25 protein-coding genes are annotated in these 26,995 nt (G+C 61.2%); 13 read left to right on the top strand and 12 right to left on the bottom strand.

Annotated features, from left to right (window positions below; all coding sequences use genetic code 11):
- The first annotated feature begins 88 nt into the window (after positions 1–88).
- The gene (locus ACP15P_RS05990; protein ID WP_424927597.1) at positions 89–787 is read left to right on the top strand and encodes a hypothetical protein; all 699 of its coding nucleotides are present in this window, start codon (positions 89–91) and stop codon (positions 785–787) included.
- Between the two features lie 68 nt (positions 788–855).
- Here the strand turns inward: ACP15P_RS05990 and ACP15P_RS05995 are convergent, their stop codons facing one another.
- From ACP15P_RS05995 to modA, 3 genes are read right to left on the bottom strand one after another with little or no spacing between them, the layout of a single operon-like run.
- Complete coding sequence (locus tag ACP15P_RS05995; RefSeq protein WP_424927598.1) at positions 856–1,950, bottom strand: ABC transporter ATP-binding protein; 1,095 nt, start codon at positions 1,948–1,950, stop codon at positions 856–858.
- Positions 1,947–2,624 carry a molybdate ABC transporter permease subunit gene (gene modB / locus ACP15P_RS06000; RefSeq protein ID WP_424927599.1) on the bottom strand — a complete coding sequence of 226 codons (678 nt, stop codon included), beginning with the start codon at positions 2,622–2,624 and terminating at the stop codon, positions 1,947–1,949. Before modB ends, ACP15P_RS05995 begins: the two co-directional genes overlap by 4 nt.
- Before the next feature lie 3 nt (positions 2,625–2,627).
- Positions 2,628–3,401: a molybdate ABC transporter substrate-binding protein gene (gene modA, locus ACP15P_RS06005; RefSeq protein WP_424927600.1), complete on the bottom strand. Its 774-nt coding sequence runs from the start codon at positions 3,399–3,401 to the stop codon at positions 2,628–2,630.
- A gap of 105 nt (positions 3,402–3,506) precedes the next feature.
- Here modA and ACP15P_RS06010 point away from each other — a divergent pair, with 105 nt between their 5' ends.
- From ACP15P_RS06010 to ACP15P_RS06020, 3 genes are all read left to right on the top strand, one after another.
- Positions 3,507–4,997 carry a carboxypeptidase M32 gene (locus ACP15P_RS06010; protein WP_424927601.1) on the top strand — a complete coding sequence of 497 codons (1,491 nt, stop codon included), beginning with the start codon at positions 3,507–3,509 and terminating at the stop codon, positions 4,995–4,997.
- A 169-nt stretch (positions 4,998–5,166) separates the two neighbouring features.
- Positions 5,167–5,376 (top strand): hypothetical protein, encoded by a 210-nt coding sequence (locus ACP15P_RS06015; protein WP_424927602.1) that lies wholly within the window; start codon positions 5,167–5,169, stop codon positions 5,374–5,376.
- A 193-nt stretch (positions 5,377–5,569) separates the two neighbouring features.
- Positions 5,570–5,788: a hypothetical protein gene (locus ACP15P_RS06020; RefSeq protein ID WP_424927603.1), complete on the top strand. Its 219-nt coding sequence runs from the start codon at positions 5,570–5,572 to the stop codon at positions 5,786–5,788.
- Between the two features lie 12 nt (positions 5,789–5,800).
- Here the strand turns inward: ACP15P_RS06020 and ACP15P_RS06025 are convergent, their stop codons facing one another.
- From ACP15P_RS06025 to ACP15P_RS06050, 6 genes are all read right to left on the bottom strand, one after another.
- On the bottom strand, positions 5,801–6,037 hold the full coding sequence (locus ACP15P_RS06025) for a hypothetical protein (protein ID WP_424927604.1): 237 nt from the start codon (positions 6,035–6,037) through the stop codon (positions 5,801–5,803).
- A gap of 511 nt (positions 6,038–6,548) precedes the next feature.
- The gene (gene rimO / locus ACP15P_RS06030; RefSeq protein WP_424927605.1) at positions 6,549–7,937 is read right to left on the bottom strand and encodes a 30S ribosomal protein S12 methylthiotransferase RimO; all 1,389 of its coding nucleotides are present in this window, start codon (positions 7,935–7,937) and stop codon (positions 6,549–6,551) included.
- Between the two features lie 78 nt (positions 7,938–8,015).
- Entirely contained in the window at positions 8,016–8,138 is a 123-nt protein-coding gene (locus ACP15P_RS06035; RefSeq protein WP_424927606.1) for a hypothetical protein, read from the bottom strand.
- Between the two features lie 177 nt (positions 8,139–8,315).
- On the bottom strand, positions 8,316–8,492 hold the full coding sequence (locus ACP15P_RS06040; RefSeq protein ID WP_424927607.1) for a hypothetical protein: 177 nt from the start codon (positions 8,490–8,492) through the stop codon (positions 8,316–8,318).
- A 118-nt stretch (positions 8,493–8,610) separates the two neighbouring features.
- A complete protein-coding gene (locus ACP15P_RS06045; RefSeq protein ID WP_424927608.1) occupies positions 8,611–9,429 on the bottom strand; it encodes an ion transporter in 819 nt (272 codons plus the stop codon).
- 570 nt (positions 9,430–9,999) lie between these two features.
- Entirely contained in the window at positions 10,000–11,691 is a 1,692-nt protein-coding gene (locus tag ACP15P_RS06050; protein ID WP_424927609.1) for a pentapeptide repeat-containing protein, read from the bottom strand.
- Positions 11,692–12,079: 388 nt separating this feature from the next.
- Here ACP15P_RS06050 and ACP15P_RS06055 point away from each other — a divergent pair, with 388 nt between their 5' ends.
- A complete protein-coding gene (locus ACP15P_RS06055; RefSeq protein WP_424927610.1) occupies positions 12,080–13,207 on the top strand; it encodes a carboxylate-amine ligase in 1,128 nt (375 codons plus the stop codon).
- Here ACP15P_RS06055 and ACP15P_RS06060 read toward each other — a convergent pair.
- Positions 13,204–14,604, bottom strand: a complete 1,401-nt coding sequence (locus ACP15P_RS06060) for a helix-turn-helix domain-containing protein (protein WP_424927611.1) — start codon at positions 14,602–14,604, stop codon at positions 13,204–13,206. The genes ACP15P_RS06055 and ACP15P_RS06060 overlap by 4 nt on opposite strands.
- Before the next feature lie 122 nt (positions 14,605–14,726).
- Between ACP15P_RS06060 and ACP15P_RS06065 the strand changes: the two genes are divergently transcribed.
- The 5 genes from ACP15P_RS06065 to ACP15P_RS06085 all read left to right on the top strand — a co-directional run bounded on the left by ACP15P_RS06065 (position 14,727) and on the right by ACP15P_RS06085 (position 19,225).
- The gene (locus tag ACP15P_RS06065) at positions 14,727–16,259 is read left to right on the top strand and encodes an acyl-CoA carboxylase subunit beta (RefSeq protein ID WP_424927612.1); all 1,533 of its coding nucleotides are present in this window, start codon (positions 14,727–14,729) and stop codon (positions 16,257–16,259) included.
- Positions 16,260–16,345: 86 nt separating this feature from the next.
- Entirely contained in the window at positions 16,346–16,591 is a 246-nt protein-coding gene (locus ACP15P_RS06070; RefSeq protein WP_424927613.1) for a hypothetical protein, read from the top strand.
- A gap of 28 nt (positions 16,592–16,619) precedes the next feature.
- Entirely contained in the window at positions 16,620–16,970 is a 351-nt protein-coding gene (locus tag ACP15P_RS06075; RefSeq protein WP_424927614.1) for a hypothetical protein, read from the top strand.
- A gap of 35 nt (positions 16,971–17,005) precedes the next feature.
- Positions 17,006–17,179, top strand: a complete 174-nt coding sequence (locus ACP15P_RS06080) for a hypothetical protein (protein ID WP_424927615.1) — start codon at positions 17,006–17,008, stop codon at positions 17,177–17,179.
- A 45-nt stretch (positions 17,180–17,224) separates the two neighbouring features.
- A complete protein-coding gene (locus ACP15P_RS06085) occupies positions 17,225–19,225 on the top strand; it encodes an acetyl-CoA carboxylase biotin carboxylase subunit (protein ID WP_424927616.1) in 2,001 nt (666 codons plus the stop codon).
- 18 nt (positions 19,226–19,243) lie between these two features.
- Here the strand turns inward: ACP15P_RS06085 and ACP15P_RS06090 are convergent, their stop codons facing one another.
- The gene (locus tag ACP15P_RS06090) at positions 19,244–19,696 is read right to left on the bottom strand and encodes a DUF4174 domain-containing protein (protein WP_424927617.1); all 453 of its coding nucleotides are present in this window, start codon (positions 19,694–19,696) and stop codon (positions 19,244–19,246) included.
- A 120-nt stretch (positions 19,697–19,816) separates the two neighbouring features.
- Here ACP15P_RS06090 and scpA point away from each other — a divergent pair, with 120 nt between their 5' ends.
- Positions 19,817–21,949 (top strand): methylmalonyl-CoA mutase, encoded by a 2,133-nt coding sequence (gene scpA / locus ACP15P_RS06095; protein ID WP_424927618.1) that lies wholly within the window; start codon positions 19,817–19,819, stop codon positions 21,947–21,949.
- On the opposite strand, the gene ACP15P_RS06100 is transcribed toward scpA, so the two are convergent.
- The gene (locus tag ACP15P_RS06100) at positions 21,927–22,598 is read right to left on the bottom strand and encodes a hypothetical protein (protein ID WP_424927619.1); all 672 of its coding nucleotides are present in this window, start codon (positions 22,596–22,598) and stop codon (positions 21,927–21,929) included. The genes scpA and ACP15P_RS06100 overlap by 23 nt on opposite strands.
- 167 nt (positions 22,599–22,765) lie before the next feature.
- Here ACP15P_RS06100 and ACP15P_RS06105 point away from each other — a divergent pair, with 167 nt between their 5' ends.
- Together ACP15P_RS06105 and ACP15P_RS06110 are read left to right on the top strand one after the other, a co-directional pair.
- Positions 22,766–25,048: an NADP-dependent malic enzyme gene (locus ACP15P_RS06105; RefSeq protein WP_424927620.1), complete on the top strand. Its 2,283-nt coding sequence runs from the start codon at positions 22,766–22,768 to the stop codon at positions 25,046–25,048.
- A gap of 27 nt (positions 25,049–25,075) precedes the next feature.
- Positions 25,076–26,971, top strand: a complete 1,896-nt coding sequence (locus ACP15P_RS06110; RefSeq protein WP_424927621.1) for a propionyl-CoA synthetase — start codon at positions 25,076–25,078, stop codon at positions 26,969–26,971.
- The last annotated feature ends 24 nt before the right edge of the window (positions 26,972–26,995 follow it).

A 26,995-nucleotide genomic window follows, 5' to 3' on the forward strand; every position in this document is an offset into this window, starting at 1 on the left:
TTTCTTCTTTTCGATAGATGCGCGTGTTACGATCATCAAGGTTTCATACTACTTCGTATTTTTTCAGATTTCAGGTCAGGAAAATCTTATGAAATTCATGAATATTGTGTTGCTCGCTTTTTGTCTTTTCCCTTCGATTGCCGCCTCGCAGAATTCAGATGTGGAGGGATTGCTCTCCGCGATTGACCGGATGTGTGCCCAAGAGGTTTCCGACCGGGATACGGGCCACTCCATTCAAATTGACGGGACTGCCGGCGCAGGCGGTGTCGTTCGGATGTTTGGTTTTGAGGCGGAAGGCAAAATTTCCGTTGAACAGTATGATCAGTTGAATTCCCAACTTAAGGGGATCCGGCGGCACACCGACGACTGCAAGTTTGAAGCATTCCGGTTGCTCAAACCTGTCTTTATCGATCAGATTAGTTCATCGGAGTTCGACGCGGTTGCGGACCGGTGTCAAGCCTCCGGCAATCTCAAGGTCTGTGTTAAGACTTTGGATCTCAAAAGAATGGGACCACAACTGCGTATCCCGGTGGTTCTTTCCGCAGTGGATGGTGGTAAGGTCCTTTATATTTATGATGAGGGAAGCAGTATTCTGACGGACACGGGTGAGCAGCATATCCAGCAGCTGGGTGAATTGCAGGTTTCCGTCAAAGAGGGCGAGGTATTTAGGGACTTGTTTTCGGCAACTCTGGAGAAACCTGAAGACGTTTCGGAAATTGCGCTGGAAATAAAAATGAAGCAACCAGCCAACACTACCATGTTTTTTGATGGAATTTATTTGGATTAAGCGGATTTCCTTCCGAAATCCGGCAAGGTTTAAGGCACACGGCAAATTCTGATTAACCCAAGCCCCAATCACCCCATCACATGCACCCCGCCCGCGATCAGCGAAACCGTCACCTCCTCGCCCTGTGCGAGCCCATTGCGCCGGGCCGAATGGGCGGGCAGGGAAAACCGGAACTGCCGCTCCGGGTCCACTTCCGGCGTCATCACCACCTGCGCCGTCTGCCCCTGGAACAGCAGCGAGGTAATCACCCCGCGCACCGGGTTTTCCCGCTCCCCCAGAGACGGCCGCCCCCGCCGGTGCAGCACCACGAACCCCTCCGGCACGACCCAGTCCACAACCGTGCCAGCCGCCAGATCACGGCGCAGCGCGACTTCCAGCATCTGCCCCCGCCAGGACAGCACCGTATGCCCCGCCGCCGCGTCATGCCCCTCGATCCGGCCCTCAAACACGTTGCCAAGCCCCACCAGCCGCGCAATCTGCGGCGTCGCAGGCCGGTTGGTCAGCTCCTCCGGCGTGCCCGTCTGCAACACCGCGCCCCGGTGCAGCACGGCCATCCGGTCGGCCAGCATCACCGCCTCGTCCATGTCATGCGTCACCAGCACCACCGGGATCTCAAGGCTCTGCCGCAATTCCGAAATCTCGCGGTAAAGCCTCTGCCGCGTCGCCCGGTCCACCGCTGAAAACGGCTCATCGAGCAGCAGAACATCCGGCTCCCGCGCCAGAGCCCGCGCCACCGCCACCCGCTGCTGCTGCCCGCCCGACAGCTCATCGGGATAGCGGTTCTCCAGATCGGTCAGATGCACCATGTCGAGCAGCCGCGCCGCCATTTCCCGCCGCCGCGCTTTCGGCACATGCCCCATCGACACGGTCAGGTTCCCCACCGCCGTCATATGCGGGAACAGCGCATAGTCCTGAAACACCAGGCCCGCGCGCCGCAGATGCGGCTTCACAGCCACGCCCGCCGCCGCATCGAACCAGACATCGCCGCCTGCCACGATCCGCCCCGACGCGGGCTGATACGTCCCGGCGATCGAGCGCAAAATCGTCGATTTCCCGCTTCCCGACGGACCCACCAGGGCCAGCGTCTCCCCCGGCCCACAGGAAAACGCGGCATCGAGCGGGATCGGCCCCTCCTGGCCAATCCGGACCTCAAGCCCGGTCACGACCGCCCGCCAAACCGCCGCCCGGCCCGCCGTGACAGGCTGAACACCAGAGCAATCGCAATAAGCGATATGGCCAGCAGCAAAGCCGCCATCCGCGCCGCCGCGCCGTCATCGAAGGCCTGCACGGAATCGTAAATCGAAATCGCCACCGTGCGCGTCTCCCCTGGAATGGCCCCGCCCACCATCAGAACAATGCCAAACTCCCCCAGCGTATGCGCGAACGCCAGCACCGCCGCTGTCAGAACCCCGGGCCACGCGAGCGGCAGCTCCACCCGCAAAAACGACTGCCACGGGCTTAACCCCGATAGTGGCGCCGCCTCCCGCAGATTGCGCGGAATGGCCTCAAACGCCCGCTGGATCGGCTGCACCGCGAAGGGAATGTTAAAGAGCAGCGACGCAATCAGCAGCCCCTCAAACGTAAACACCAGGCTGCGCCCGAACACCGCGTCCCAGACCTGACCCAGCGGCGAGGCCGCCCCGAACGCCACGAGCAGGTAATAGCCAAACACCGTTGGCGGCAAAACCAGCGGCAGGGCCACCAGCGCCTCCACCACACCGCGCCCGCGAAACGAGCCAAAGGCCAGCCACCGCCCCGCCAACACCGCCAGAGGCACCAGCACCAGCACGGTCAGCCCGGCCAGCCGAAACGACAGCCACAATGCGGTCCAGTCCAAACGTTACTCCTCCGCGCCCACCGAAAATCCGGCCTGGGCCAGAATGTCGCCTGCCTCATCCGACTGCAACCACTCATAAAACGCCCGCGCCTCATCCCCCGCATCGCGCATCAGAACCATGCGCTGCAACAGGGGCGAATGCCACTCGGCGGGCACCAGAACACTTTCCCCCCGCGCCGACATCTCCGGCGACAGGGCCAGCGAATGCGCGATCAGCCCGCCATCCGCATTGCCCGAGGCCGCAAACCGCGCCGCCTGCGCCACATTCTCGCCCAGAACAAGCACCGGCTGCACCGCCTCCCAAATCCCGCGGTGTTCCAGCGCCTCCCGCGCCCGCAGCCCATAGGGCGCGTGTTCCGGATTGGCGATGGCAAACCGCGCAACACCCCCCGCGGCCAGCGCCGCCTCAAACGCCGCGAAATCCGCGCCAATCCCGGACCCCTCCGGCACAAACAATGACAGCCGCCCCTCCGCGTAAATCACGCCCGCTCCGTCCGTCAGCCCGGCCTCCTCCAGCCGCACGACATAGGCCTCATCCGCCGAGAGAAACAGCTCATGGGGCGCGCCCTGTTGGATCTGCCGCGTCAGATTGCCTGATGAGCCAAACACCACCTCAACCTCGCCGCCTCCAGTTGCGCCAAACGCCGCCACCAGGTCAGGCATCACAAACTGCATGTCACTCGCCGCCGCCACCAGCCCCCGCGCCTGCGCCCCGAACCCGGGCCCCAGCGCCAGCATCACCGCCGCAATGAGCCGAACCACTTGATACCGCACCATTCCCCCCTCAATTCTCCGCCATGCGGACCGGTTTCCTGTTTACTCAAACCGCGATAGCTGGTCATCCCTCAAAGGAACACGGGACAACACGAACGGAGTGGCACGGTGAGAGGGCAAAAAGACTATGAAAACCTCGCGGAACACCTCAAACGCATCACGGCGCTGGAACAGGTCATGGGCCTGCTCGGCTGGGACCAGGAAACCCAGATGCCCCCCAAAGGGGCCGCCCAACGCGCCGAACAGGCCGGTGCCGTAGCCGCAGCACTTCACGCCGCCACCGCCGATCCGCGCATCGCCGACTGGTGCGACGCCATCGACACCGACGGCGCGCCCGCCCATGTGGCCGTGAACGTGGCCGAGGCCCGCACGCTTCACCGCCGCGCCACCCGCACGCCTGAAAAACTTGCCGTCGAGCTTGCCCGCCAGGCCAGCAAGACCCTGGTCGTCTGGCAGGAAACCCGCAAAACCAGCAATTTCGCCGGCTACGCCCCTGCGCTTTCCGAGCTCATCGACCTCAAACGCGAGCAGGCCAAATGCCTGGCGGAGGAGGCCGAGACCCCCTACGACGCGCTGCTGTCCCAATTCGAGCCCGGCACCACCTCAGCCGAACTCGACACCATCTTCTCCCGCCTGCGCGACGGCCTCGTGTCACTTCGGCAGCGCATAGCGGAGACCGGCATCTCGCCACCGAATTTTACCGGCGAATTCCCCGCCGACCGCCAGATCGCCTTTTCCCGCAAACTCGGTGACATCTTCGGCTATGACTGGGACGCTGGCCGTCTCGACCTCGCCGTGCACCCGTCCTCCAACGGCTCCGGCGGCGACGTGCGCATCACCACCCGCATCAACCCGACGCAGCCGCTGGAATGCATCTACTCGACCATCCACGAGCTTGGCCACGCGGTCTACGAGCAGAACCTCAACCCTGAACACGCCATGCTCCCGGTGGCCTCCCATGCCTCCATGGGTGTCCACGAATCCCAGTCCCGCCTGTTCGAGAACCAGATCGGCCGCGGCCGCGCCTTCTGCGGCTGGCTCCACGACGCCATGCTCGCCCGGTTCGGCCCCACCGGCCTCGACAGTGCCGAAGACCTCTACCGCGCCGCCAATGCCGTCGAGACCGGCTACATCCGCACCGAGGCCGACGAGGTCCATTACAACCTCCACATTCTCATGCGCTTCGACCTGGAACGCGCGCTCATCTCCGGCGACCTGCCCGTGGCCGATCTCGAGACCGCCTGGAACGCGCGCTTCGAGGCCGATTTCGGCCTGAAGGTTCCCGACGCCCTGCGCGGCGTGATGCAGGACATCCACTGGGCCGACGGTCTCTTCGGCTATTTCCCCACCTACACGTTGGGCAACATCTATGCGGGCTGTCTCAACCGCGCCATCCATGCCGACATGCCCGATATCGACATGGCCCTGGCCGAAGGCGAAACCCAGGGGGTCGTCGCCTGGCTCAACCGCAACATCCACAACCGCGGCCGCATGGTCCCGCCCAAACAGCTCATCACGGACGCCACAGGCTTTGAGCCCGACGAGACGCCGCTGCTCGCCTACCTGGAAACCAAATTCTCCGGTCTCTATCCCATCTGACCCGCAGGGCCCGGCAAAGGCGCCGGGCCGTGCCGCCAAACGTATTCCGATAAAATTTTCACAAAATTCTTCCGAACTGTGACGCCCCTCACAGTTCGCCCCGGGTGATTCTGGCACAACACGCCATAGGAGATGACAGAAGGCTCCGCTCACCAACGGGAGAGATCAGATGGTCACGATTTTAAGCACCGGCTTTCACAAAATGTCCCATCATTTCGGGAGGTTTTCGGTCCCGGGGCTGTTTGAGATCAACCGTGCATACCGTGAGTACCGGGCGTTCCGGGCCCTGCCGGTCGAAAGACTGGAAGACCTCGGCCTGGATCCTGACCTTCTCCAAAACGGCTCGTTTCTGAATTTCCTGAGGCGCGCCAAAGACTGAATTTCCGTCCTCCCGGAAAAGTTGAGTACAAAGGTATTGCGATTTCAGATCGACCGGCGGCGGAGGGTGGGTGCCGCCGGCCGATACAGCCAAAATAATTTTTCCCCAGTGTGACCCAGGTTACGGAACGCGCGGTCTTTGCCGTGCAGTGTCGTCACACGGGCAGGCGAGGGGAGACGACAGGAGAAGACCAGTGACCGTTGTTGTACCGAGTGAAGAATTTACCCCCAACCGCGCCGCCACCCCGGCGGGCTTCCCCGAGATCCGCGGCATCGAGAGCGCCTGCCGCGACTACATGGTCTTCAAGGCCGGGGAATCCGCCTCCCGCCGCCGCAACCGTTTCCGCAGCGCAAAGCACCGTCTGATGTCCTTCAGCGAATTCATGGACAGCCAGCGCCGCGAAATCCGCTAGGGCGCCCGCGCGCTACTTCACCGACCGCCGCCGGTAAGTTCCCTCCGGCAGGTCCAGCGCCATCGCCAGGTCGCGCAGCTGGTGGGCCGAGAGGTTCACACACACCGTCTCACCACTGCGCGGATCAAACTGCTCGACCGTCGCCCCGTCATCAAACAGGTTGATGGTCAGATCCTCCCGCAACGGAGCCTCCCCCTCATCCACCAGGGTCACAACCGTCGCGTCAAACTCGTGCTCTATGGTAAACATGGGGGCAGGGTAGTGCGCGCGTCAGGCGACGAAAAGCCGAAATTTTCAAACCAGACAAAATCTTACCGCACAACCGTCCCCGGGGCACCAGCCCCGGTTTGCTCCCGACCCGCCCCATGGGCGGGAGCAAAAGCTCCCACCCCGGGTCGTCCGCAAACCTCTGTTACGAAAAGCAGCATTGGCTGTAACCGCCGTGCAGCCTCCAACCCGAGGCACGACACGCCATGCCCGACTTTGGGAGGGCTCCGCTCCGGCTGTCCAACGCGTGTCGCCCCAACTCCCAAAATCATGGAGCGGAGGCCGACCTCGGGGATGCCCTCCCGGGGGGAAAGTCGGGCATGGCGTGTCGTGCCGACACACCGGGAGGGTTGCTGGGCTTTTGCCCCACACCCGGCCAGGCATCCGCAATCGCAGCGTTTTTGTGTGTGCGAGCTCCACAGCCCCACGGCCGCCACAACCCCGATCCATCACCGCAGCGTTCCGCCCAAAACCTCCCGACGGACGCGGCGTCTCACGCGCCCCGCACCGTCCCCCACAAATCATACTCCGAGGCCTCATCCACCTCGACCGTCACGATATCACCAGGGTTCAGCCCCTCGAACCCCTCATCAATGAAAAGGTTCCCGTCGATCTCCGGCGCATCCGCCTTCGTCCGGCAGGTCGCGCCCTCGCCATCCACCTCGTCGACAATCACCTCGATCACCGAGCCGACCTTCGCCGCCAGTTTGCGTTCTGAGATCTCCTGGGACTTCTCCATGAACCGGTCCCAGCGCTCCTGCTTCACGTCCGGCGCCACATGGTCGGGCAGGGCGTTGGACCGCGCGCCATCCACATTCTCGTACTGGAAACAGCCCACCCGATCGAGCTGCGCCTCATCGAGCCAGTCGAGCAGATGCTCAAACTCCGCCTCCGTCTCGCCGGGGTAGCCCACGATAAACGTCGAGCGCAGCGTGATGTCCGGGCAGATCTCCCGCCACTTCGCAATCTCGTCCAAAGTTTTGGCCGACGCCGCCGGCCGCGCCATGCGCTTCAAAACATCCGGATGCGAATGCTGAAACGGAATGTCGAGATAGGGCAGAACCAGCCCCTCCGCCATCAGCGGGATCAGGTCGCGCACATGCGGATAGGGATAGACGTAATGAAGCCGCACCCAGGCCCCCAGCCCGCCCAATTCGCGCGCCAGATCCGTGATGTGCGTGCACACCTCACCCTCCCTCCAGGGATGCAGGTCATGCTTACGGTCCACACCGTAGGCGGATGTGTCCTGGCTGATCACCAGCAATTCCCGCACGCCCGCATCCACCAGCCGCTCCGCCTCGCGCAGCACCGCATGAGCCGGTCGCGACACCAGCCGCCCGCGCATGTCCGGGATGATGCAGAACCTGCACTTGTGGTTGCAACCCTCTGAAATCTTGAGATAAGAGTAATGCTGTGGCGTCAGATGCACACCCGATGCCGGCAGCAGATCCACAAACGGATCGGGCGCGGGCGGCACCGCCCCATGCACCGCGTCGAGCACCGCCTCATACTGATGCGGCCCCGTCACCGCCAGAACGCTCGGATGCGTCCCGCGGATATACTCCTCCTCCGCGCCCAGGCAGCCCGTCACGATCACCCGCCCGTTCTCGACCAGCGCCTCGCCGATCGCCTCCAGGCTCTCCGCCTTGGCCGAATCCAAAAAACCACAGGTGTTCACGATAACCGCATCCGCACCCGAATAATCCGGGGAAATCGCATAGCCCTCAGCCCGCAGCCGCGTCAGAATGCGCTCGGAATCCACAAGGGCTTTCGGACAGCCCAGCGACACCATCCCCACCTTCGGCTGCCCCGGACGGGCATCGGTGGGCATAACGGCACGGGGCGCGAGATCGGGGCGCAGGTCTGGCGGGTTGGCTGACATGGCCGCGCTATAGACCCGGTTCGCTCAAATGGGAAGCCCCCGCGCACGGGGACTGTCCCGTGTTGCAGACTGCGGGGCTCAGCCCAGGGCCGTACCGCTGCTTTCCTCGATCACGTGACCGGTGTCCGTCTCCTCATCGGACGTGTCCCCGTCACAGGCCGCCAGCGTAAACGCCGTCAGAATAACTGCCACAAATCGCATCAACTTACCCTCCGCTCTGATGATTGCGTGTCCCAAACAGAGCATGAACATGGCAAAACGCGAAACCGGAAAACTTCCGGGATCCTACGCAGGCGACTTTTGGCTGATGCCGTCCCCCAAAACAAAACACCCCGGCGCGGGGTCCGGGGTGTTCGGTGTTCCGAAGGACGAAGAGGCTTATTCAGCCATAGTGTCCGTGGATTCCTCAAGGCTGTCCATCGCGTCCTCTGCGGAATCGCCGGCATCCTCAACCGCCTCGGCGGCGGTGTCGCTCATGTCCATGTCCTCGTCGGATGATCCGTGGCTGCAAGCGGCCAGTGCGAGTGTCATCAGAACTACGGCTGTAATACGCATTTTGTCCCTCCAGGTTAATTGCTTAGCGGGACATACCTAAACATGGCCAAATCCGTTTGCCCATATGAATTTGCCCGGACAGAGCGCCCGAAAGCCCCTGGCCCAGGCGAAAAACCGCTCAGTCGCGGGGCTTTGTGTCATTGCGCTCCCGGATCAGCGCCTCCAGGTCCGCGAGCCGCGTCAGCACCTCATCGCGATAGGTGTCGGTCTTCTCGTTGCTCTCCTCCTGATGTGCGTCCTGCATCGAGTTCACGATCAGACCCACCAGAAGGTTCACCACCGCAAAGGTCGTGACCATGATAAACGGGACAAAAAACATCCAGGCGTAAGTGTAGACCTCCATCACCGGCCGCACGATGCCCATGGACCAGCTCTCCAGCGTCATGATCTGGAACAGCGAATAGCCCGACCGCCCCAGGGTGCCGAACCATTCCGGAAATGTCTCCCCAAACAGCTTCGTTGCCATGACCGAGCCGATATAGAAAATCACGCCCATCAGAAGGAACACCGAGCCCATGCCGGGCAGGGCGCTCACCAGCCCCTCAACCACCCGCCGCAACGACGGTGCCACCGACACCACGCGCAACAGCCGCAGGATCCTCAGCGCCCGCAGCACGCTCAGCCCCTGGGTGGCCGGCACCAGCGAGATCGCCACGATCACGAAGTCAAAGATATTCCAGCCATTCGAGAAAAACCGCCCCCCGCGCGCGAACAGCTTCAGCCCGATCTCAATGACAAACACCGCCAGACACAGCCGGTCCAGCGTCAGGATCAGCGGCCCCACCCGCTCCATCGCGGTGTCCGAGGTCTCAAGCCCCAGAATGACGGCGTTGAACAGGATCACGCCAAGGACGAAGTTCTCCACCGCGCGCGATTCCACAAACCGGGCAACACGGGTTCGAAGCGGGGACGGGGCAGGGGCGGTACTTTGGCTCATGGCCGCACATATCGGTCGGGCGCGTGTTTTGTGCAAGAGGCGAAAACCCGCCTGGGGTGCGGGCGGGCGCACCGGTTATCTTGGCATCCCAACATCCCAGCCGCCCCGCCCGGCGTCCACGCCGGGCAGCGCCGACCCTCCCCCAGGAGGCGCTATCGCACCACCAGGGTCAGCGCTTCCCTCGGAGGAAGGGCACAAACGCCGCAAACCCTCTCACAACCAACCCACTACCACGTCAAAGCACCCCGCCCATCCCATCCGCCCCGCCCGGCGGCACCGCCGGGCAACGCCGATCTCCCCGTCACGCCAAAGGCGTGCCTTTATTTTATGGCGTGCCTCCGGCACGACCGAGGCGTCACCACGCCCCCCGAGGTCCACGTTCCCCTCAGAGGAAGGGCGGAAACCTGTCAAAACCAACCGAGGGCATCTCAAAACACCCCGCCCATCTCAACCGCCCCGCCTGGCGGCACCGCCGGGCAACGCCGACCTCCCCCACGGGAGGCGTTAAAACGCCCCCCGAGGTCCGCGTTCCCCTCAGGGGAAGGGCACAACCGCCTCAACACCCTCAACTCAATTCCGCTCAGCCAAAGGATGCCCCTCCGGATAGGGCGCATCTACCGGCAGGCTGTTGGAATATCGTACCACCGGCTTGTCGCCGCACAAAAAGATTTCCCAATATATCGTTGCATCCTGTCCACCAATCATATCTCTGGCCATCCATGCCACCACCTGTTCGAAATGGCAGGGAGCCTCCTCCCAATAGGCAGCGATACTATATGGTTGCCCTGTATCTGGCGCTTTCCCTTCCGGCAGCAGTGTTCTCTCATCACCCAGAATAGCGTTTAGCTGCGCTTGGTTGAGATTTTGCGCACCTCGAAGATCGGCGGAGTGTGCTTGAGAGCATAAGGTTGCCCCGGCCCAGTCAGCGGATCTAAGATCTGTGGAGTTAAATGACGCGCCTTCCAGCCGCGCGCCCCAAAGGACCGCTGCCTGTAGTTGCGCACAGCCGCAGTCGGCACCCTCCATCCGGGCATTCCAGAGGACGGCCCCCTGCATACTTGACCACGAAAGTTTAGCCCCTTCCATCCGTGCCGCTTTAAAGACTGCTCCCTGCAGTTGCGTCTTCAAAAGAATTGCCAACTCCAATCTTGAACCATCAAATCGAGCCTGAGCGAAGTTCAGGCCTGACAAATCGGCTTTTCGAATGTCTGTCTTCCGAAGGTCAAGCCTGTACCCTTTTGCGCCGTTTCGCACCAACCGGGCTTCCAAGGTATCGATCATTTCCTTGGGGCGGTTGCCAATGACCTCAAGAGCCTTCTGAATATCTATGCGAACCGGCTGCAGATCATTTGCCCACTTCCGTAGTTCTTCCTGTCGCAGATCAAATTTTTTTTGACGTTCCTCAAATTCGTCCGCAGTGGCCTTCTCCGGATACTCCGGCCAATCCCCAAACGGATGATCCTCCGCATCCTCCGCCTTACTGTTCTCCCGAATATACGCGCACAGAATATCCATCACCCGGATATGGTCCTCGGGATTATCCCGCGCGATCCGCTCAAGCGTTAGGATCGCGCCAATCCGGACCTCAAGGTTGGGTTTGGTAACATTGAACGATTCCCAATCTCCCGGTTCGCCAATCAACCCCTCCGGAAGCTCTGAGCTTTCTCCTTCACTTTCCCATTCAATCTTCGTTTGAACCTTGCCGTTCTCGCCGTCCTTAAATCGCAGCACCCGCCCAATCCGGCTCACCGTTTTTTCAGCGCCCAACCCCTCAACCGCCGTATTGATCAGCCCGGTAATATGGGTTGCTTCCTGCGTCTTCGCCGTGCGCTCATTGATCCATGCCCGGACGAGCCGAAACGGGACGGTGGACAAAACCGCCAGCATTCCCGCAAACGCGGCAATTGCCACAGCAATATTCCGGGTTTGTGACTTGTCAGCCGTCGGGTCAGGCTCACGCATCTGCGCGAGCAGGTCGCCAACAATGGGGATCAGAGTTCCAACGTATCCGTACAGCACCAACAGGAACAGGACGCATCCCGTCAGGACCAGTCCCGAGACATAATGCTCCTGTATCCACCGGATGAAACCGCGCCAAACCTGTCGCGGGTTTTTCGCTTTCGGCGCAAACTTCAATACCCACAAAATCACGACCATCACAATCGCCGCGAGCAGCAGCCACCCCGCCGTCACCAGGCCTTCGGGAATGGGTGGGATGTGGATCGTGGTTCCCGTGCCGTCCGTCACGATCCAGTCAGACATTCACGTGTCTCCCAATCCACGACGACCGCCCAAGTTTCGAAATCTCATTAATACGCTCTATCCGGCGTTTGTCGTCGTCAGTCATCACGGCTCAAATCGGTTTTGCAAAATTGCGAACACCCTAGCACAAAACCAGGGGGCAACGAACCGTTAACCATGCTGCGGCCCGTGGCCCAAACGGCGCTCAATTTCGGCCATTTTGGGCCAAACCCCGTGCAATCTGTGCCATTTGACTCACAATCTGTGCCACTTCGCTGTCAATCTGCGCCACCTGTCGCACCGGTTGAGCCATTTTGGACCCTCAAAAACACCATCGGGAACCCAAACGCATTTGTTGACGTAGTGTCATAATGGGTTGCACACTCATGGTTCAGGCGGGGAGGAAAACATGGAAAAACCGGCATTTACCCTCGGGATTGAGGAGGAATACCTGATCGTCGACCGGGACACCCGGGATCTGGTGGCCGAGCCCGATCCCTCGTTTTTTGATGCCTGCAACGAGGCACTCGGCGACCGTGTTTCCGCCGAGTTTCTGCAGTGTCAGATCGAGGTCGGGACCCGTCCGCACAAAAATGTTGGTAATGCTGTCAATGAGTTACGGGAACTGCGCCGGGCCGTGGCCTCCACCGCGCAGCTCTTCGGCTACGCCGTCATCGCCGCCTCCACGCACCCGTTCGCCCGCTGGCGGCGGCAGCATCACACCAAGAAAGACCGCTACGACGGCCTCGCCGCCGATATCGGCCAACCCGTCCGCCGCATGCTCATCTGCGGCATGCACATGCATGTGGGGATCGAGGATGACGACCTGCGCATCGACCTGATGAACCAGGTTTCCTACTTCCTCCCCCACATGCTCGCCCTCTCCGGCTCCTCCCCGTTCTGGGAGGGCGAGGACACCCGTCTGGCCAGTTATCGCCTCACCGTTTTCGACGCGATGCCGCGCACGGGGCTGCCGGATCAGCTGGTCAGTTTCGCGGAATACCGCCGGCTGGTGGACCATCTGGTGGAGTCCGAATGCATCGAGGATGGCACGAAAATCTGGTGGGATGTCCGGCCGTCTGACAGATTTCCCACATTGGAACAACGGGTTACGGATGTGTGTTCGCGACTGGCGGATGTGCGGGCGATCGCGGCGTTCTACCAGACGACGCTTGCCTACCTGTACCGGATCCGGGTCGGGAACCAGCGCTGGAGGATCTATCCCAACACCCTCATCATGGAAAACCGCTGGCGGGCGCAGCGCTATGGCATGGAGGGCAAACTGATCGATCACGGCGCGCAAAAGGCCGTGGGTATGGACGCTCTGATGGCCGAATTTATCGATGTCACCGCCCAGGATGCGGAGGAACTCGGCTGCGCCGAGGACCTGCTCGGCGTGCAGCGGATCGTGAAGGAGGGCACCTCCGCCATGCGCCAGAGGCGGGTCTATGCGGAGGCGGTGGAGAACGGCGCCGACCATGACGAGGCGCTCCAGGCCGTTGTGGACGCCCTCATCGAGGAGTTTGGTCAGGACTAGCGGATCGTGTAGGGCAGCAGCCCGCGCTCGTCGGGATCGACTTCCAATTGATGCTCCATCGGCGGAACGGCCCGTTGCACGCAGTCCCGCCGTTCGCAGATTCTGCAGGAGATTCCAATGGGTTCGAAGGCGGTGTCCTTGCTGATGTCGAGGTCGTCGGCATAGACCAGAGCGCCCGCATGCTCAATTTCGCAGCCCAACGCGATGGCATATCGCCGGACCGGCGCGCGAAACGACCCGCCGGGTTTTGCGATGTCACGTGCGAGGCAAAAATATCTAATTCCGTCCGGGGTTTCCGCCAACTGCCTGAGAAACCGGCCTGGGGTTTCAAAAGCTCGGTGCACGTTCCAAAGCGGGCAGGCGCCGCCAAATCGCGCAAACTGAAGCCGCGTGGCGGAGTGCCGCTTGGTGATCGTACCGGCCTGATCCACCCGAACGAAGAAAAACGGAACCCCTCGCGCGCCGGTGCGCTGCATGGTGGACAGCCGCTGGGCGATCTGTTCGATGGAGGCGCCAAATTCGCGGGCAAGAGCGTCAAGATCATGGCGAAGTTCCTGAGATTTCAGCAAAAACCGTTGATAGGGCAGCATGGCCGCACCGGCGAAATAGTTGGCCAGACCGGTCTTGCAAATGGCCCGCGCTGCCGGTGTCTGAAACCGGGCGAGGTCCAGATTGGCCTCCAGCAGCTTGTCATGCTCCAGCAGGGCGATCTGATGCAGGATCTGAAAATCCTGGGTCGCGGGCGTGGCATTGTCTGACACCGCCAGGGTTTTCGTGGCGGGATCATATCGCCGCATCGCCACATCAGCGGTGGTTTCAATGGTGATGCCATGACGCGACGACAGCCACTGCGTCAGACCCGCGCGTCGGTCGCCCGGGGGCAGGGAGCCGGCGAAGCGTTCGGCCATGCGGTCGACGCTGTCTATGTAGTTGTCACAATAGTGAAAAAAGTCGCGAACCTCCTCCCAGGGCAGGGGCGCCAGGGGGCTGTCCTCGCGGCCCAAAGCCTCGTTGAGCTGCGCAAGCCGCTCCTGGCTCTGACGGTGTTCGCGGTGGAGTGTCAGAAAGGCGCGGGCGAAATTCGGGGCGTTTGACGCGACCAGCTGCAGGTCGGCCAGCGGTGGCATGTCGTCAAACATGGGATCGGCCAGAGCCTCCCGGAGGTCCGCCACCATGCGTTCGGAGGTACCGGCGGAAAGTTCGGCCACATTGACGCCAAACTCACCGGCCAGCGCGAGAACCACGCGGGTCGAGACCGGGCGGTGGTTGTTTTCCATCTGGTTGAGATAGGACACCGACACACCAAGCTTCCGCGCATACTCCGCCTGGGTGAGCCCAAGACGGGCACGAATTTCGCGCAGTTTTACACCGGCATAAATTTTCTGGACCCGGGACATGTTCGCAAATTTGCAATACGCAATCGTCGTTTGCAATAATGTTTGCAAATTTACCGTAAATTTCTTGTGAAACTTTGGGTCTTCTGTCACTAACCCTTAAGTGGATCAGGGAGGGCGCAGAAGTGAAAACAATCCTCGACCAGTTGGAGGACCGCCGGGCCGAGGCCCGTCTGGGGGGTGGTCAGCGCCGCATCGACAGCCAGCACGCAAAGGGCAAACTTACCGCCCGAGAGAGGATCGAGGTTCTGCTCGATGAGGACAGCTTTGAGGAATTTGACATGTTCAAATCCCACCGCTGTACCGATTTTGGCATGCAGGAGGTCAGCTATCCCGGTGATGGCGTTATCACGGGCTGGGGGACGATCAACGGTCGCCAGGTCTATGTTTTCAGTCAGGATTTCACTGTGTTCGGCGGGTCGCTCTCTGAGACCCATGCCGAGAAGATCTGCAAAATCATGGATATGGCCCTGCAGAACGGGGCGCCGGTTATTGGGCTGAACGACTCCGGTGGGGCGCGAATTCAGGAGGGTGTCGCGTCGCTCGCCGGATATGCGGATGTGTTTCAGCGCAATATCATGGCGTCCGGGGTGGTGCCGCAGATCAGCGTGATTATGGGGCCATGTGCGGGTGGCGCGGTTTATTCGCCCGCGATGACCGATTTCATCTTCATGGTACGGGACAGCTCCTACATGTTTGTCACCGGTCCGGACGTTGTGAAAACCGTGACCAATGAGGTCGTGACGGCGGAGGAACTGGGCGGAGCGAAGACCCATACTTCAAAGTCCTCGGTGGCCGATGGGGCGTATGAGGATGATATGGTGGCCCTGATGGAGGTGCGCCGCCTGGTTGACTTCCTGCCTCTGTCGAACCGGGAAAAGCCGCCTCTGCGTCCGTTCTTCGATGAGCCGGGACGGGTGGAGCCGAGCCTCGATACACTGGTGCCGGCCAATCCGAACACGCCCTATGACATGAAGGAGCTCATCCACAAGGTCGCGGATGAGGGCGATTTCTTCGAAATTCAGGAGGAATTCGCCAAAAACATCATCACCGGATTCATCCGGCTTGAAGGTTCGACCGTGGGGGTTGTGGCGAACCAGCCGATGGTTCTGGCCGGGTGCCTCGACATTGACAGCTCCCGCAAGGCCGCGCGGTTCGTGCGGTTCTGTGACGCGTTTGATATCCCGATCCTGACTTTTGTGGACGTGCCTGGGTTCCTGCCTGGTACGAGCCAGGAATATTCGGGCGTTATCAAGCACGGCGCGAAACTCCTGTTTGCCTATGGCGAGGCGACGGTGCCGAAGGTGACGGTGATTACCCGCAAGGCCTATGGCGGGGCCTATGACGTGATGTCGTCCAAACATCTGCGCGGTGATTTCAACTATGCCTGGCCCACGGCGGAAATTGCGGTGATGGGGGCGAAAGGCGCGGTTGAGATCCTCTACCGGTCCGAACTTGGCGATCCGCAAAAGATCGCGGCCCGGACGAAGGATTACGAGGAGCGGTTCGCAAACCCGTTCGTGGCGGCGGAAAAAGGCTTCATCGACGAGGTGATCATGCCGCAGTCCACGCGCCGTCGGGTGGCGCGGGCCTTTGCGTCGCTCCGCACCAAGCGTCTTTCAAATCCCTGGAAGAAGCACGACAACATTCCACTTTGAGGTTGATATGCCCGGACTGATCTGGATCATGGGAGACCGTATGGCCGCGCTACTAAAAGCGGCCATGACAAAACTTGGAGCGGCATATGATACGTCGTCTGTGGTTTTCCCTCCCAAAGCTCATCCGCTTTATGCTTACGCATATTGCAAACGGAATGGTGCTGGGGTGCGTGTTCCTGTTCATCATGATCTGGTGGGACGTGGCCGGATTGGGCACCCTGCTGGAGAAGGACAGTTCGGGGCTGGCTACGGCGGTCCTGTTCTTTCAGACCTCCATGACCTTCGGGGCGGTTTCGATGGGTATCGCGGTCATGGGGTTGGGCGAGGACTGAACCACGGCTGGCCCGGCAGGGGCTGGTGATGCAAAAACACCGCGGGTTTCCGTCAAAGATGCCGGGAACGGATTACGGTTTTACCATCCGTCGGGAGTCGAAGGGCGGAGCGACGGAACTGAAGGCGCGTGAGCGTTACCGGGACCGGCGGCCTGCGGACCGGCGGGCGGATCTCGCCTTCGTGACGGCGCTGGTGGACTATTTTGGCGAGGAGCCGTTTGAGCGCGGCAATCTGGATGCGGGACGGCTGAACTGGCTTTTGAACCGCGAGGTCGTGCCGGTGGATGCGGATGCGTTCGATCCGGCGGATTACGGCGCGGTTCTGCGGCTCGACATGGATGAGGTGCGACGGAATTTTCCCGAGGCACTGGAAGATTAAAGCCCAGGTCCGCCTGGAACGATGGGGAGAACACAATGAAAATCACAGTGCCTGGTCTGCTGCTCTGCGCCCTTGTGCTTGGCGCCTGCAGCAACGGTCCCGCCTCCATGACGGGGGAGCAGCGGATTGAGATGACGGACACCATCGTTCGGACCGATCCGAGCGTGAGCGGAGAGATCCCGCCGGCGGATCCTGAATTCCGTTTCTGATTTTTGGGCGTGGCACGGATTGCATCCGGGAATGGGTGAGGTTGGATGTTTAAGAAGATTTTGATCGCGAACCGGGGTGAGATCGCCTGCCGGGTTATCAAATCGGCCAGAAAGATGGGCATTCAGACCGTGGCGGTCTATTCGGACGCGGATGCCCAGGCGCTGCATGTGCGCATGGCGGACGAGGCCGTGAATATTGGGCCGGCGCCGGTGAACCAGTCCTACATCGTGATTGATAAAATCCTCGACGCGGTTCGGCAGAGCGGCGCGGAGGCGGTGCATCCGGGTTACGGTTTCCTGTCCGAGCGGGCGGAGTTTGCCGAGAAGCTCGATGCGGCGGGTGTGGCCTTCATCGGACCGCCGGTGGGTGCGATCGAGGCGATGGGTGACAAGATCACGTCCAAGAAACTCGCGGCGGAGGCGGGTGTTTCGACCGTGCCGGGCTTCATGGGCTTGATTGACGACGCCGAGCATGCGGTGAAAATCTCGCAGGACGTGGGCTATCCGGTGATGATCAAGGCCAGCGCCGGGGGCGGTGGCAAGGGCATGCGGATTGCCTGGAACGACGACGAGGCCCGCGAGGGGTTCGAGCGGTCCAAATCGGAAGCCGCCAGCAGCTTTGGTGATGACCGGATCTTCATTGAGAAGTTCGTCACGCAGCCGCGCCATATCGAGATCCAGGTGCTCGGCGACAAACACGGGAACTGCGTGTACCTGAACGAGCGCGAGTGTTCGATCCAGCGGCGGAACCAGAAGGTGATCGAGGAGGCCCCGTCGCCATTCCTGACGCCGGAGACGCGAAAGGCAATGGGGGAGCAGGCGGTCGCACTGGCCGCGGCGGTGGATTACTGCAGCGCCGGAACGGTCGAGTTCATCGTGGATGGCGAGCAGAATTTTTACTTCCTCGAGATGAATACGCGTCTGCAGGTGGAGCATCCGGTCACGGAACTGATCACCGGCATTGACCTCGTGGAGCAGATGATCCGCGTGGCGGCGGGTGAGAAGCTGACGATTTCGCAGGAGGATGTGGGGATCAATGGCTGGGCCATTGAGAGCCGGCTTTATGCGGAGGATCCCTACCGGAACTTCCTGCCCTCCATTGGCCGTCTGACCCGCTACCGTCCGCCGGAGGAGATTGCGACGGACAATGTCGCCGTCCGCAACGACACGGGCGTGTTCGAGGGCGGTGAGATTTCAATGTATTACGACCCGATGATCGCCAAGCTTTGCACCTGGGCGCCGACACGGGCCGCTGCGATTGAGGCGATGCGGACGGCGCTCGACGGGTTTGAGGTGGAGGGCATTGGCCACAACCTGCCGTTTTTGTCGGCTGTGATGGATCACAAGGTTTTCATCGAAGGTGACATGACCACGGCCTTTATCGCGGACGAGTATCCAGACGGGTTCCAGGGCGTGGATCTGCCGGAGGAGACGCAGCGCAAACTGGCGGCACTGGCCGCGCATATGCGGATGGTCTGGGAGAGCCGGGACGCGAAAATTTCCGGTGGTATTCTCAATCATCGCCGGAAGGTCAGCAACGAGTGGGTGGTGACCCTTGGGAAGGCGCATTTCCCGGTGACGCTCGGCAGTGACGATCTTGGCACGCTTGTGGGTTTTGAGGACGGAACGACGGTTCATGTCTCCAGCACCTGGACGCCTGGTCAGATGCTGGCGAAAGCGGTGATCGACGGGGAGGAGATCGTCGCAAAGACCGAGCGCATTCACGGCGGTTTCCGGATGCGCCACCGAGGCGCGGACATCAAGGGCCGGGTACAGTCACCGCGGCATGTGGAACTGGCGTCGTTGATGCCGGAGAAACTCGCACCGGATACGTCGAAGATGCTGCTCTGTCCGATGCCGGGTCTGATCGTTCAGATCAATGTCGAGGAGGGCGAGGAGGTTTTTGACGGCCAGGCGCTCTGCACGGTCGAGGCGATGAAAATGGAGAATGTTCTGCGCGCGGAGAAGTCCGGCGTGGTGTCGAAAATTCTGGTCAAGCCCGGTGACAGCCTCGCGGTGGACGAGGTGATCCTGGAGTTCGAGTAGGATGGTCCGGGGGGACGCCTACTGCCGGAAGGACCCGGTTTCCTGGTGTCGCGAGGGCATGCGGTCGATCAGGTTGATCAGTTCCCGGGATGTGGTCGGCGCGGGGCGGCGTTTTGCAACGGTGCCGTCCTTGTCGATCAGCACGAGGCCGAACCCGCGCGGGCGAAGTTTGAGGCGCAGAGGGCCTTTCGCGTCCGGGTCGGTATCGACCAGCACAATCACGTCACGGTCGGCGAGATCTTCCTGGCGTTCCTGCAGCATTTCCATCTGCTGCGCAAAACGGGGGTCATTTGGAGTGTCGGCAAATACCACAACCGGTCGGGCGACCCAGAGCAGATCCTCAAGCGCCGGCGGTTCGCCAATGGCGATGATGCCACTGTCCTCCGACCCCTGGTCGATCGCTGTCTGGGCGTTCGCGCCGAGGGCCACCACTGCCAGACCAATGGTCACTATGGACCGGATTACTCGCATGCAATTTTCCATTGCTGACAGATTTAGTCACTCCGGCAGCGGATGCGAGCGGAAAATTGCCAAAAATTGCAGCATGTCGAAAAATTGTCCGTTACCTGCCCCTTGCATGGGAGAGTTGAGATGAGCAGCCCTGATCTGAAAACCTGGAAAGCACTGGCCGAAAAGGAACTTCGCGGGCGGCCGATGGAGGACCTAACCTGGCACACGCCCGAGGGGATCGACGTGAAGCCGCTCTACACGGAGGAGGACCTGGACGGGATTGGCCATCTGGGCGGCGTTCCGGGTGTCGGTCCCTTCACGCGCGGGCCGCGGGCGACGATGTATGCCGGGAGGCCCTGGACAATCCGGCAGTATGCGGGCTTCTCGACGGCTGAGGAATCCAATGCGTTTTATCGGAAGGCCCTGGCGGCGGGGCAGCAGGGCGTGTCGGTGGCTTTCGATCTGGCGACGCACCGGGGATATGACAGCGACCATCCCCGGGTGGAGGGCGATGTCGGCAAGGCCGGTGTGGCAATCGACAGTGTCGAGGACATGAAGATCCTGTTCGACGGCATTCCGCTCGACAAGGTCTCGGTGTCCATGACGATGAACGGGGCCGTCATTCCGGTTCTGGCGAATTTCATCGTCGCCGGTGAGGAACAGGGCGTCGACCGGTCGGTTCTGTCGGGAACGATTCAGAATGACATTCTGAAGGAGTTCATGGTCCGCAACACCTATGTCTATCCGCCGGAAGCCTCCATGCGGATTGTGGCGGATATCATTGAGTTCACTTCGAAGGAGATGCCGAGGTTCAACTCCATTTCGATCTCCGGCTATCACATGCAGGAGGCAGGCGCGAACCTGGTGCAGGAACTGGCGTTCACGCTGGCGGATGGTCGGGAATACGTCCGGGCGGCGATTGACCGGGGCATGGATGTGGACGCCTTTGCCGGGCGGCTGTCGTTCTTTTTTGCGATTGGCATGAATTTCTTCATGGAGGCCGCAAAGCTGCGGGCGGCGCGTCTGCTCTGGCACCGGATCATGTCGGAGTTTGAGCCGAAGAAGCCGGGCAGTCTGATGTTGCGCACGCATTGCCAGACCTCCGGCGTCAGTTTGCAGGAGCAGGATCCGTATAACAACGTCGTGCGCACGGCCTATGAGGCGATGGCGGCGGTGCTGGGCGGGACGCAGTCGCTCCACACCAATGCGCTGGATGAGGCCATTGCGCTGCCGACCGAGTTTTCGGCGCGTATCGCGCGGAACACGCAGCTGATCCTGCAGGAGGAAACCGGCGTGACCAACGTGGTCGATCCACTGGCCGGGAGCTACTACGTCGAGAGCCTGACCAATGAGTTGGCCGAGGAGGCCTGGAAGATCATTGAGGAGGTCGATGCCATGGGTGGCATGACCAAGGCCGTTGCCACGGGCATGCCCAAGCTGCGCATCGAGGAAAGTGCGGCGCGTCGCCAGGCGGCGGTGGACCGTGGCGATGAGGTGATCGTTGGCGTCAACAAATACAAACTGGAGCAGCAGGATCCGATCGACATCCTCGACGTGGACAATCATGCGGTGCGGCAGTCGCAGATCGCGCGGCTGAAAAGGATCCGGGACACGCGGGACGAGGAAAAATGCCAGGCGGCTCTGGCCGCGCTTGAGGAGGCTGCGGGAAGCGACGGCAATCTGCTGGCGGCCGCAGTGGAGGCCGCGCGGGCGCGGGCAAGTGTCGGGGAGATTTCGGACGCCATGGAAAAGGTATTTGGCCGCCACCGCGCGGACGTGAAGACGCTCGCCGGGGTGTATGGTGCCGCCTATGATGGCGACGAGGGGTTTGCCGCCATACAGCGCGACGTTGAGGCGTTCGCGGAAGAGGAGGGCCGTCGCCCGCGTATGCTGGTGGTCAAGATGGGCCAGGACGGCCATGATCGGGGCGCGAAGGTGATCGCCACGGCCTTCGCGGATATTGGTTTTGACGTGGATGTGGGGCCGCTGTTCCAGACGCCCGATGAGGCCGCGCAGGATGCGGTGGACAACGACGTCCATGTGGTTGGCATCTCATCCCAGGCGGCGGGTCACAAGACGCTTGCGCCACGGCTGATCGAGGCGCTGCGGGCGCAGGGTGCGGGGGAGATTCTGGTGATCTGTGGCGGTGTCATTCCGCAGCAGGATTACGCCTTCCTCAAGGAGGCCGGTGTCAGCGCCATCTTTGGGCCGGGGACAAACATCCCCGACGCGGCACGTGATATCCTGAAGCTTATTCGGGCTGCCCGGAGCTGAACATGCGGACGGCGAGACACATCCCGGCGATGAAGAGGAGCGGAATGCCGAGTTCCGCGGTCTCCTCGATCATGCCGAGGTTGGCGTTGGTGCCGTCCTCAAGTTCGATGCCAAGGGGCAGCAGTTTGCGGCCCAGACCGTCGATGGCTTTCGATCCGACCATGAGCGCGATGCCACATGCGATCAGCCATTGCGAAGCGGCGAAGCTGCGCAGGCCGTTGATGAAGGATTTGCCGTGGGCGCGGACGAGGCGGTACAGGGCGTATGCGAGCACCGCGATGATGGCCACGGCAATCAGCCGCTCGAACAGGGGCGCGTCATTAGAGAGGTACATCCGACTTTTCAGGATGCCGACGGATGTGAAGCGTTTGTCGAAATCCAGCTCGCGGCCGGCCATGAACAGGAACAGCACGGGAATTTCCCAGGTGCCGCGCGCAATAACCGGGCCGGCGAGGCGCACGAATGTGATTGCGCAAAACAGGTACAGAACCGCGGTCGCGGTTTCGATGCCGCCGCCCTCGCGGGTCAGCGCGGGCGTAAAGCCCACCTGGACGAGGTCGAGCGCAATCACGGCCACGGCGAGCACCATGGCCATAAACAGCGGCAAAAAGCGTTTGTCGTGTCCTGATTCGAGCGATAGCTGCGCCAAATCACGTCCTCCGGAAACTGTCGTGACGGATTTATTACACTATTGCGACGGAAGACGCAAAGTGGATCACCTGATGTGCGCAAAAGGCGTGGAATCAGACGCAAAATCTGTCCATTGTGCCCCCGTATCGAACAGGCCACACGGCCGGTATTGGGAGGCTGACCATCATGTCGAGTGAAACCAAAGAAGCCGCACGCCAGGCGGCGCTCAAGTACCACGAGCTTCCGAAGCCGGGTAAACTTGAGATCAGGGCGACGAAACCGATGGCAAACGGCCTGGATCTTTCGCGTGCCTACAGTCCGGGCGTTGCCGAGGCGTGCCTCGAGATAAAGGAAAACCCCGAGAACGCCGCACGCTATACCTCGCGCGGCAACCTCGTTGCGGTCGTGTCCAACGGTTCAGCGGTGCTGGGCCTGGGCAATATCGGGGCGCTGGCCTCGAAGCCGGTGATGGAGGGGAAGGCGGTTCTCTTCAAGAAGTTCGCCAATGTCGACTGTTTTGACATTGAGGTGGATGAAAACGATCCGGAGAAACTCGCGGATATCGTCTGCGCGCTGGAGCCGACCTTTGGGGCGATCAATCTTGAGGACATCAAGGCGCCGGACTGTTTCATTGTCGAGCGGCTGTGCCGGGAACGGATGAACATTCCCGTGTTCCATGACGATCAGCACGGAACCGCGATTGTTGTTGGTGCCGCCGCGACGAACGCGCTGCACCTGGCGGAGAAATCGTTCGAGGATATCAAGATCGTATCCACGGGCGGCGGTGCGGCGGGGATTGCCTGTCTCAACATGCTTCTGAAGCTGGGTGCCAGGCGCGAGAACATCTGGCTCTGTGACATTCATGGCCTCGTTTACGAGGGCCGGGATATCGACATGAACCCGGAGAAGGCCTGTTTCGCGCAGAAGTCCGATTTGCGCACGCTGGATGACGTTATCGAGGGCGCGGATCTGTTCCTCGGGCTTTCGGGGCCGAATATTCTCAAGCCCGAGATGGTCAAAAAGATGGTACCGGAAAATCCGATCATCTTCGGTTTGGCCAATCCCAATCCCGAGATCACGCCGGAAATGGCACGGGAGGCAAACCCGAGTGCGATTATTGCGACGGGGCGGTCGGATTATCCGAACCAGGTCAACAACGTGCTGTGCTTCCCGTTCATTTTCCGTGGCGCGCTGGATGTTGGCGCGACGGAGATCAATGACGCGATGGAAGTCGCCTGCGTCGAGGGCATTGCGGAACTGGCACGGGCCTCGTCCTCTGCGGAGGCCGCGGCGGCCTATCGGGATGAGCGGCTGAGTTTTGGGCCGGAGTATCTTATCCCCAAGCCGTTCGATCCGCGGCTGATTGCGATTGTCGCTGGTGCGGTGGCCCAGGCGGCGATGGACAGCGGCGTTGCGAAACGTCCGGTGGAGGACATTGAGTCGTACAAGGAGAAACTCAACCAGTCGGTCTATCGCTCTGCACTGATCATGCGTCCCGTATTTGAAGCGGCGCGCAACAGCGTGCGGCGGATTGTTTTTGCGGAAGGCGAGGATGTGCGTGTTTTGCGTGCGGTCCATGCCATGCGGCAGGAAGGCGTGGATATGCCGATCCTGATCGGCCGCCCTGACGTGATTGCCACGCGCTGCGAACGTGAGGCGATACCGCTGAAGCTCGATCATGACTTCGAGACGGTCAACCCGGAGCAGGACCACCGTTTCCGCGAATACTGGGAGACCTATCACCTTCAGCTGCAGCGCCGTGGCATTACGCCGGACCTGGCGAAAGCGATCATGCGCACGAACTCGACGGCGATTGCTGCGGTGATGGTGCATCGCGGTGAGGCGGACAGCATGATCTGCGGAACGTTTGGTCAGTACCTTTGGCACCTGAACTACATTGAACAGATGCTGGCGACCGAGGAGAACAAGCCAATTGGCGCGCTGTCGCTTATGATCACCGAGAAGGGGCCGCTGTTCGTGGGGGATACCCATGTGCATCCGCAGCCAACAGCCGAACAGATTGCGGATGTCGTGTTTGCGGCGGCGCGGCACGTGCGCCGGTTTGGCGTGGAGCCGAAGGTTGCGATCTGTTCGCACTCGCAGTTCGGCAACCTCAATTCCGACTCCGGCTGCAGGACGCGCGCGGCGCTTGAAATCCTTGATAAAATGGATCTGAATTTTGAGTACGAGGGCGAGATGCACTCGGATGCGGCGCTCGATCCGGAACTGAGGGAACGCATCTTTCCCAATTCGAGGCTGCATGGTGCGGCCAATACGCTGATTTTTGCGAATACCGACGCGGCGAGTGGCGTGCGCAACATCGTCAAGGTCGTGGCGAACGGCCTCGAAGTTGGTCCTATTTTGATGGGGATGGGAAACCGTGCCCACATCGTTACGCCGTCCATTACGGCCCGCGGCCTTCTGAATATTGCCGCATTGGCGGGGGCGGCGGTGCATACCTACGGATAGCCATTACAGCAACAGGGGGAATAAAAAATGGGATACAGGGAGGTCTATGATGCCTGGAAAAAGGATCCCGAAGGTTTTTGGCTCGATCAGCTTGATCTGATCGATTGGGTCAAACGGCCAACCAGGGCGCTCGATGACAGCGCCGCCCCCCTATACGGCTGGTTTCCGGACGCCGTGTGCAACACCTGCTACAACGCGCTCGACCGGCATGTTGAGGCGGGCCATGGTGACAGGACGGCCGTGATTTACGACTCCCCCGTGACGGGGGTGAAAGACCAGTTCACCTATTCGCAAATGCTGGACCGGGTGTCCCGCCTCGCCGGGGCGCTTGCCGCACGGGGGGTTACGAAGGGTGACCGGGTCGTTCTGTACATGCCGATGATCCCGGAGGCGCTTGTGGCGATGCTGGCCTGTGCCAGGATCGGTGCGATTCATTCGGTGGTGTTTGGCGGTTTCGCGGCATCGGAACTGTCGGTGCGGATTGATGACGCGAAGCCCAAGGCCATCATCGCGGCGTCCTGCGGCATCGAACCCGGGCGTACGGTCGCCTACAAGCCCATGCTCGACGAGGCGATTGACCTGTCGGTGCACAAGCCCGAGTTTACCATGATCTTCCAGCGGCCCATGCTGCAGGCGGATCTGATTGAGGGGCGCGATCACAGCTGGCGGGAAATTACCGCGGGCGCGGAGCCGGTGGGCTGCACCCCGATGGATGGGATGGATCCACTTTATGTGCTGTATACCTCCGGCACCACGGGGCAGCCCAAGGGCGTGGTCCGGGCCAATGCCGGGCATATGGTGGCGCTCGCCTGGACGATGCGGAACATCTACGACATAGGCGCGGGGGATGTGATGTTCACCGGGTCGGATGTCGGCTGGGTCGTGGGGCATTCCTATATCTGCTACGCTCCACTGATTGTCGGGGCGACCACCATCGTGTTTGAGGGCAAGCCGGTTGGGACGCCGGACGCGGGGACGTTCTGGCGGCTGATTGACGACTACAAAGTCAAGACGCTGTTTACGGCACCTACGGCATTTCGCGCGATCAAACGGGATGATCCGCAGGGCGAGATGCTGACAAAATATGACACGTCTTCCCTGAAGCATCTGTTCCTGGCGGGGGAGAGGGCGGACCCGGATACCATTCAGTGGGCCTCGGACAAACTGGGTGTGCCGGTGATCGATCACTGGTGGCAGACCGAGACCGGATTTGCCATTGCGGCCAACCCGGCCGGCCTGGAACTGTTGCCGATTAAACTCGGGTCGCCGTCAGTTCCGATGCCAGGGTATGAAGTCCATATTCTTGGTGAGGACGGACATGAGGTTGAGCCGGGTGAGCTTGGTGCGGTCGCGATCAAACTGCCGCTTCCACCAGGAACCCTGCCGACGCTTTGGAATGCCGAGGACCGGTTCAAAAAGTCGTATCTCAACACGTTCCCTGGCTACTATGAAACTGGCGATGCCGGAGTGATTGATGAGGACGGTTATCTGTTCATCATGGCGCGCACGGATGACGTGATCAATGTGGCCGGGCATCGTCTCTCGACCGGTGCAATTGAGGAGGTCCTGGCCGGGCATCCCGACGTGGCGGAGTGTGCGGTTATTGGTGCGGCGGATCCGTTGAAGGGACAACTGCCCATCGGTTTTCTCTGTCTCAACAAGGGATGTGAGCGGGACGCCAATGAGTTGATTGCGGAATGCGTCAGGCTCGTGCGGCAGAAGATCGGTCCCGTGGCAGCGTTCAAAACCGCGGTTCTGGTGGATCGTCTGCCCAAGACCCGGTCCGGCAAAATCCTGCGTGGCGTCATGGCAAAAATTGCGGATGGGCAGGAATACCGTATGCCAGCTACAATTGATGATCCGGAGATTTTGCCGGAAATCACTGTAGCCCTTGAGGAAATTGGCTATCCCACTGTCGCCTGACGATCAGAACTCCAGCTGTCGCTG

The organism is Amaricoccus tamworthensis (assembly GCF_049800875.1).
GTDB lineage: Bacteria > Pseudomonadota > Alphaproteobacteria > Rhodobacterales > Rhodobacteraceae > Amaricoccus > Amaricoccus tamworthensis.

What these genes read in the sequence shown, in the direction of transcription:
- ACP15P_RS05990 (WP_424927597.1), top strand. Translation starts at nt 89, where the DNA reads ATGAAATTCATGAATATTGTGTTGCTCGCTTTTTGTCTTTTCCCTTCG.
- modA (WP_424927600.1), bottom strand. Translation starts at nt 3,401, where the DNA reads ATGGTGCGGTATCAAGTGGTTCGGCTCATTGCGGCGGTGATGCTGGCG.
- ACP15P_RS06015 (WP_424927602.1), top strand. Translation starts at nt 5,167, where the DNA reads ATGGTCACGATTTTAAGCACCGGCTTTCACAAAATGTCCCATCATTTC.
- ACP15P_RS06025 (WP_424927604.1), bottom strand. Translation starts at nt 6,037, where the DNA reads ATGTTTACCATAGAGCACGAGTTTGACGCGACGGTTGTGACCCTGGTG.
- rimO (WP_424927605.1), bottom strand. Translation starts at nt 7,937, where the DNA reads ATGTCAGCCAACCCGCCAGACCTGCGCCCCGATCTCGCGCCCCGTGCC.
- ACP15P_RS06035 (WP_424927606.1), bottom strand. Translation starts at nt 8,138, where the DNA reads ATGCGATTTGTGGCAGTTATTCTGACGGCGTTTACGCTGGCGGCCTGT.
- ACP15P_RS06040 (WP_424927607.1), bottom strand. Translation starts at nt 8,492, where the DNA reads ATGCGTATTACAGCCGTAGTTCTGATGACACTCGCACTGGCCGCTTGC.
- ACP15P_RS06045 (WP_424927608.1), bottom strand. Translation starts at nt 9,429, where the DNA reads ATGAGCCAAAGTACCGCCCCTGCCCCGTCCCCGCTTCGAACCCGTGTT.
- ACP15P_RS06050 (WP_424927609.1), bottom strand. Translation starts at nt 11,691, where the DNA reads ATGTCTGACTGGATCGTGACGGACGGCACGGGAACCACGATCCACATC.
- ACP15P_RS06055 (WP_424927610.1), top strand. Translation starts at nt 12,080, where the DNA reads ATGGAAAAACCGGCATTTACCCTCGGGATTGAGGAGGAATACCTGATC.
- ACP15P_RS06060 (WP_424927611.1), bottom strand. Translation starts at nt 14,604, where the DNA reads ATGTCCCGGGTCCAGAAAATTTATGCCGGTGTAAAACTGCGCGAAATT.
- ACP15P_RS06070 (WP_424927613.1), top strand. Translation starts at nt 16,346, where the DNA reads ATGATACGTCGTCTGTGGTTTTCCCTCCCAAAGCTCATCCGCTTTATG.
- ACP15P_RS06075 (WP_424927614.1), top strand. Translation starts at nt 16,620, where the DNA reads ATGCAAAAACACCGCGGGTTTCCGTCAAAGATGCCGGGAACGGATTAC.
- ACP15P_RS06080 (WP_424927615.1), top strand. Translation starts at nt 17,006, where the DNA reads ATGAAAATCACAGTGCCTGGTCTGCTGCTCTGCGCCCTTGTGCTTGGC.
- ACP15P_RS06085 (WP_424927616.1), top strand. Translation starts at nt 17,225, where the DNA reads ATGTTTAAGAAGATTTTGATCGCGAACCGGGGTGAGATCGCCTGCCGG.
- ACP15P_RS06090 (WP_424927617.1), bottom strand. Translation starts at nt 19,696, where the DNA reads ATGCGAGTAATCCGGTCCATAGTGACCATTGGTCTGGCAGTGGTGGCC.
- scpA (WP_424927618.1), top strand. Translation starts at nt 19,817, where the DNA reads ATGAGCAGCCCTGATCTGAAAACCTGGAAAGCACTGGCCGAAAAGGAA.
- ACP15P_RS06105 (WP_424927620.1), top strand. Translation starts at nt 22,766, where the DNA reads ATGTCGAGTGAAACCAAAGAAGCCGCACGCCAGGCGGCGCTCAAGTAC.
- ACP15P_RS06110 (WP_424927621.1), top strand. Translation starts at nt 25,076, where the DNA reads ATGGGATACAGGGAGGTCTATGATGCCTGGAAAAAGGATCCCGAAGGT.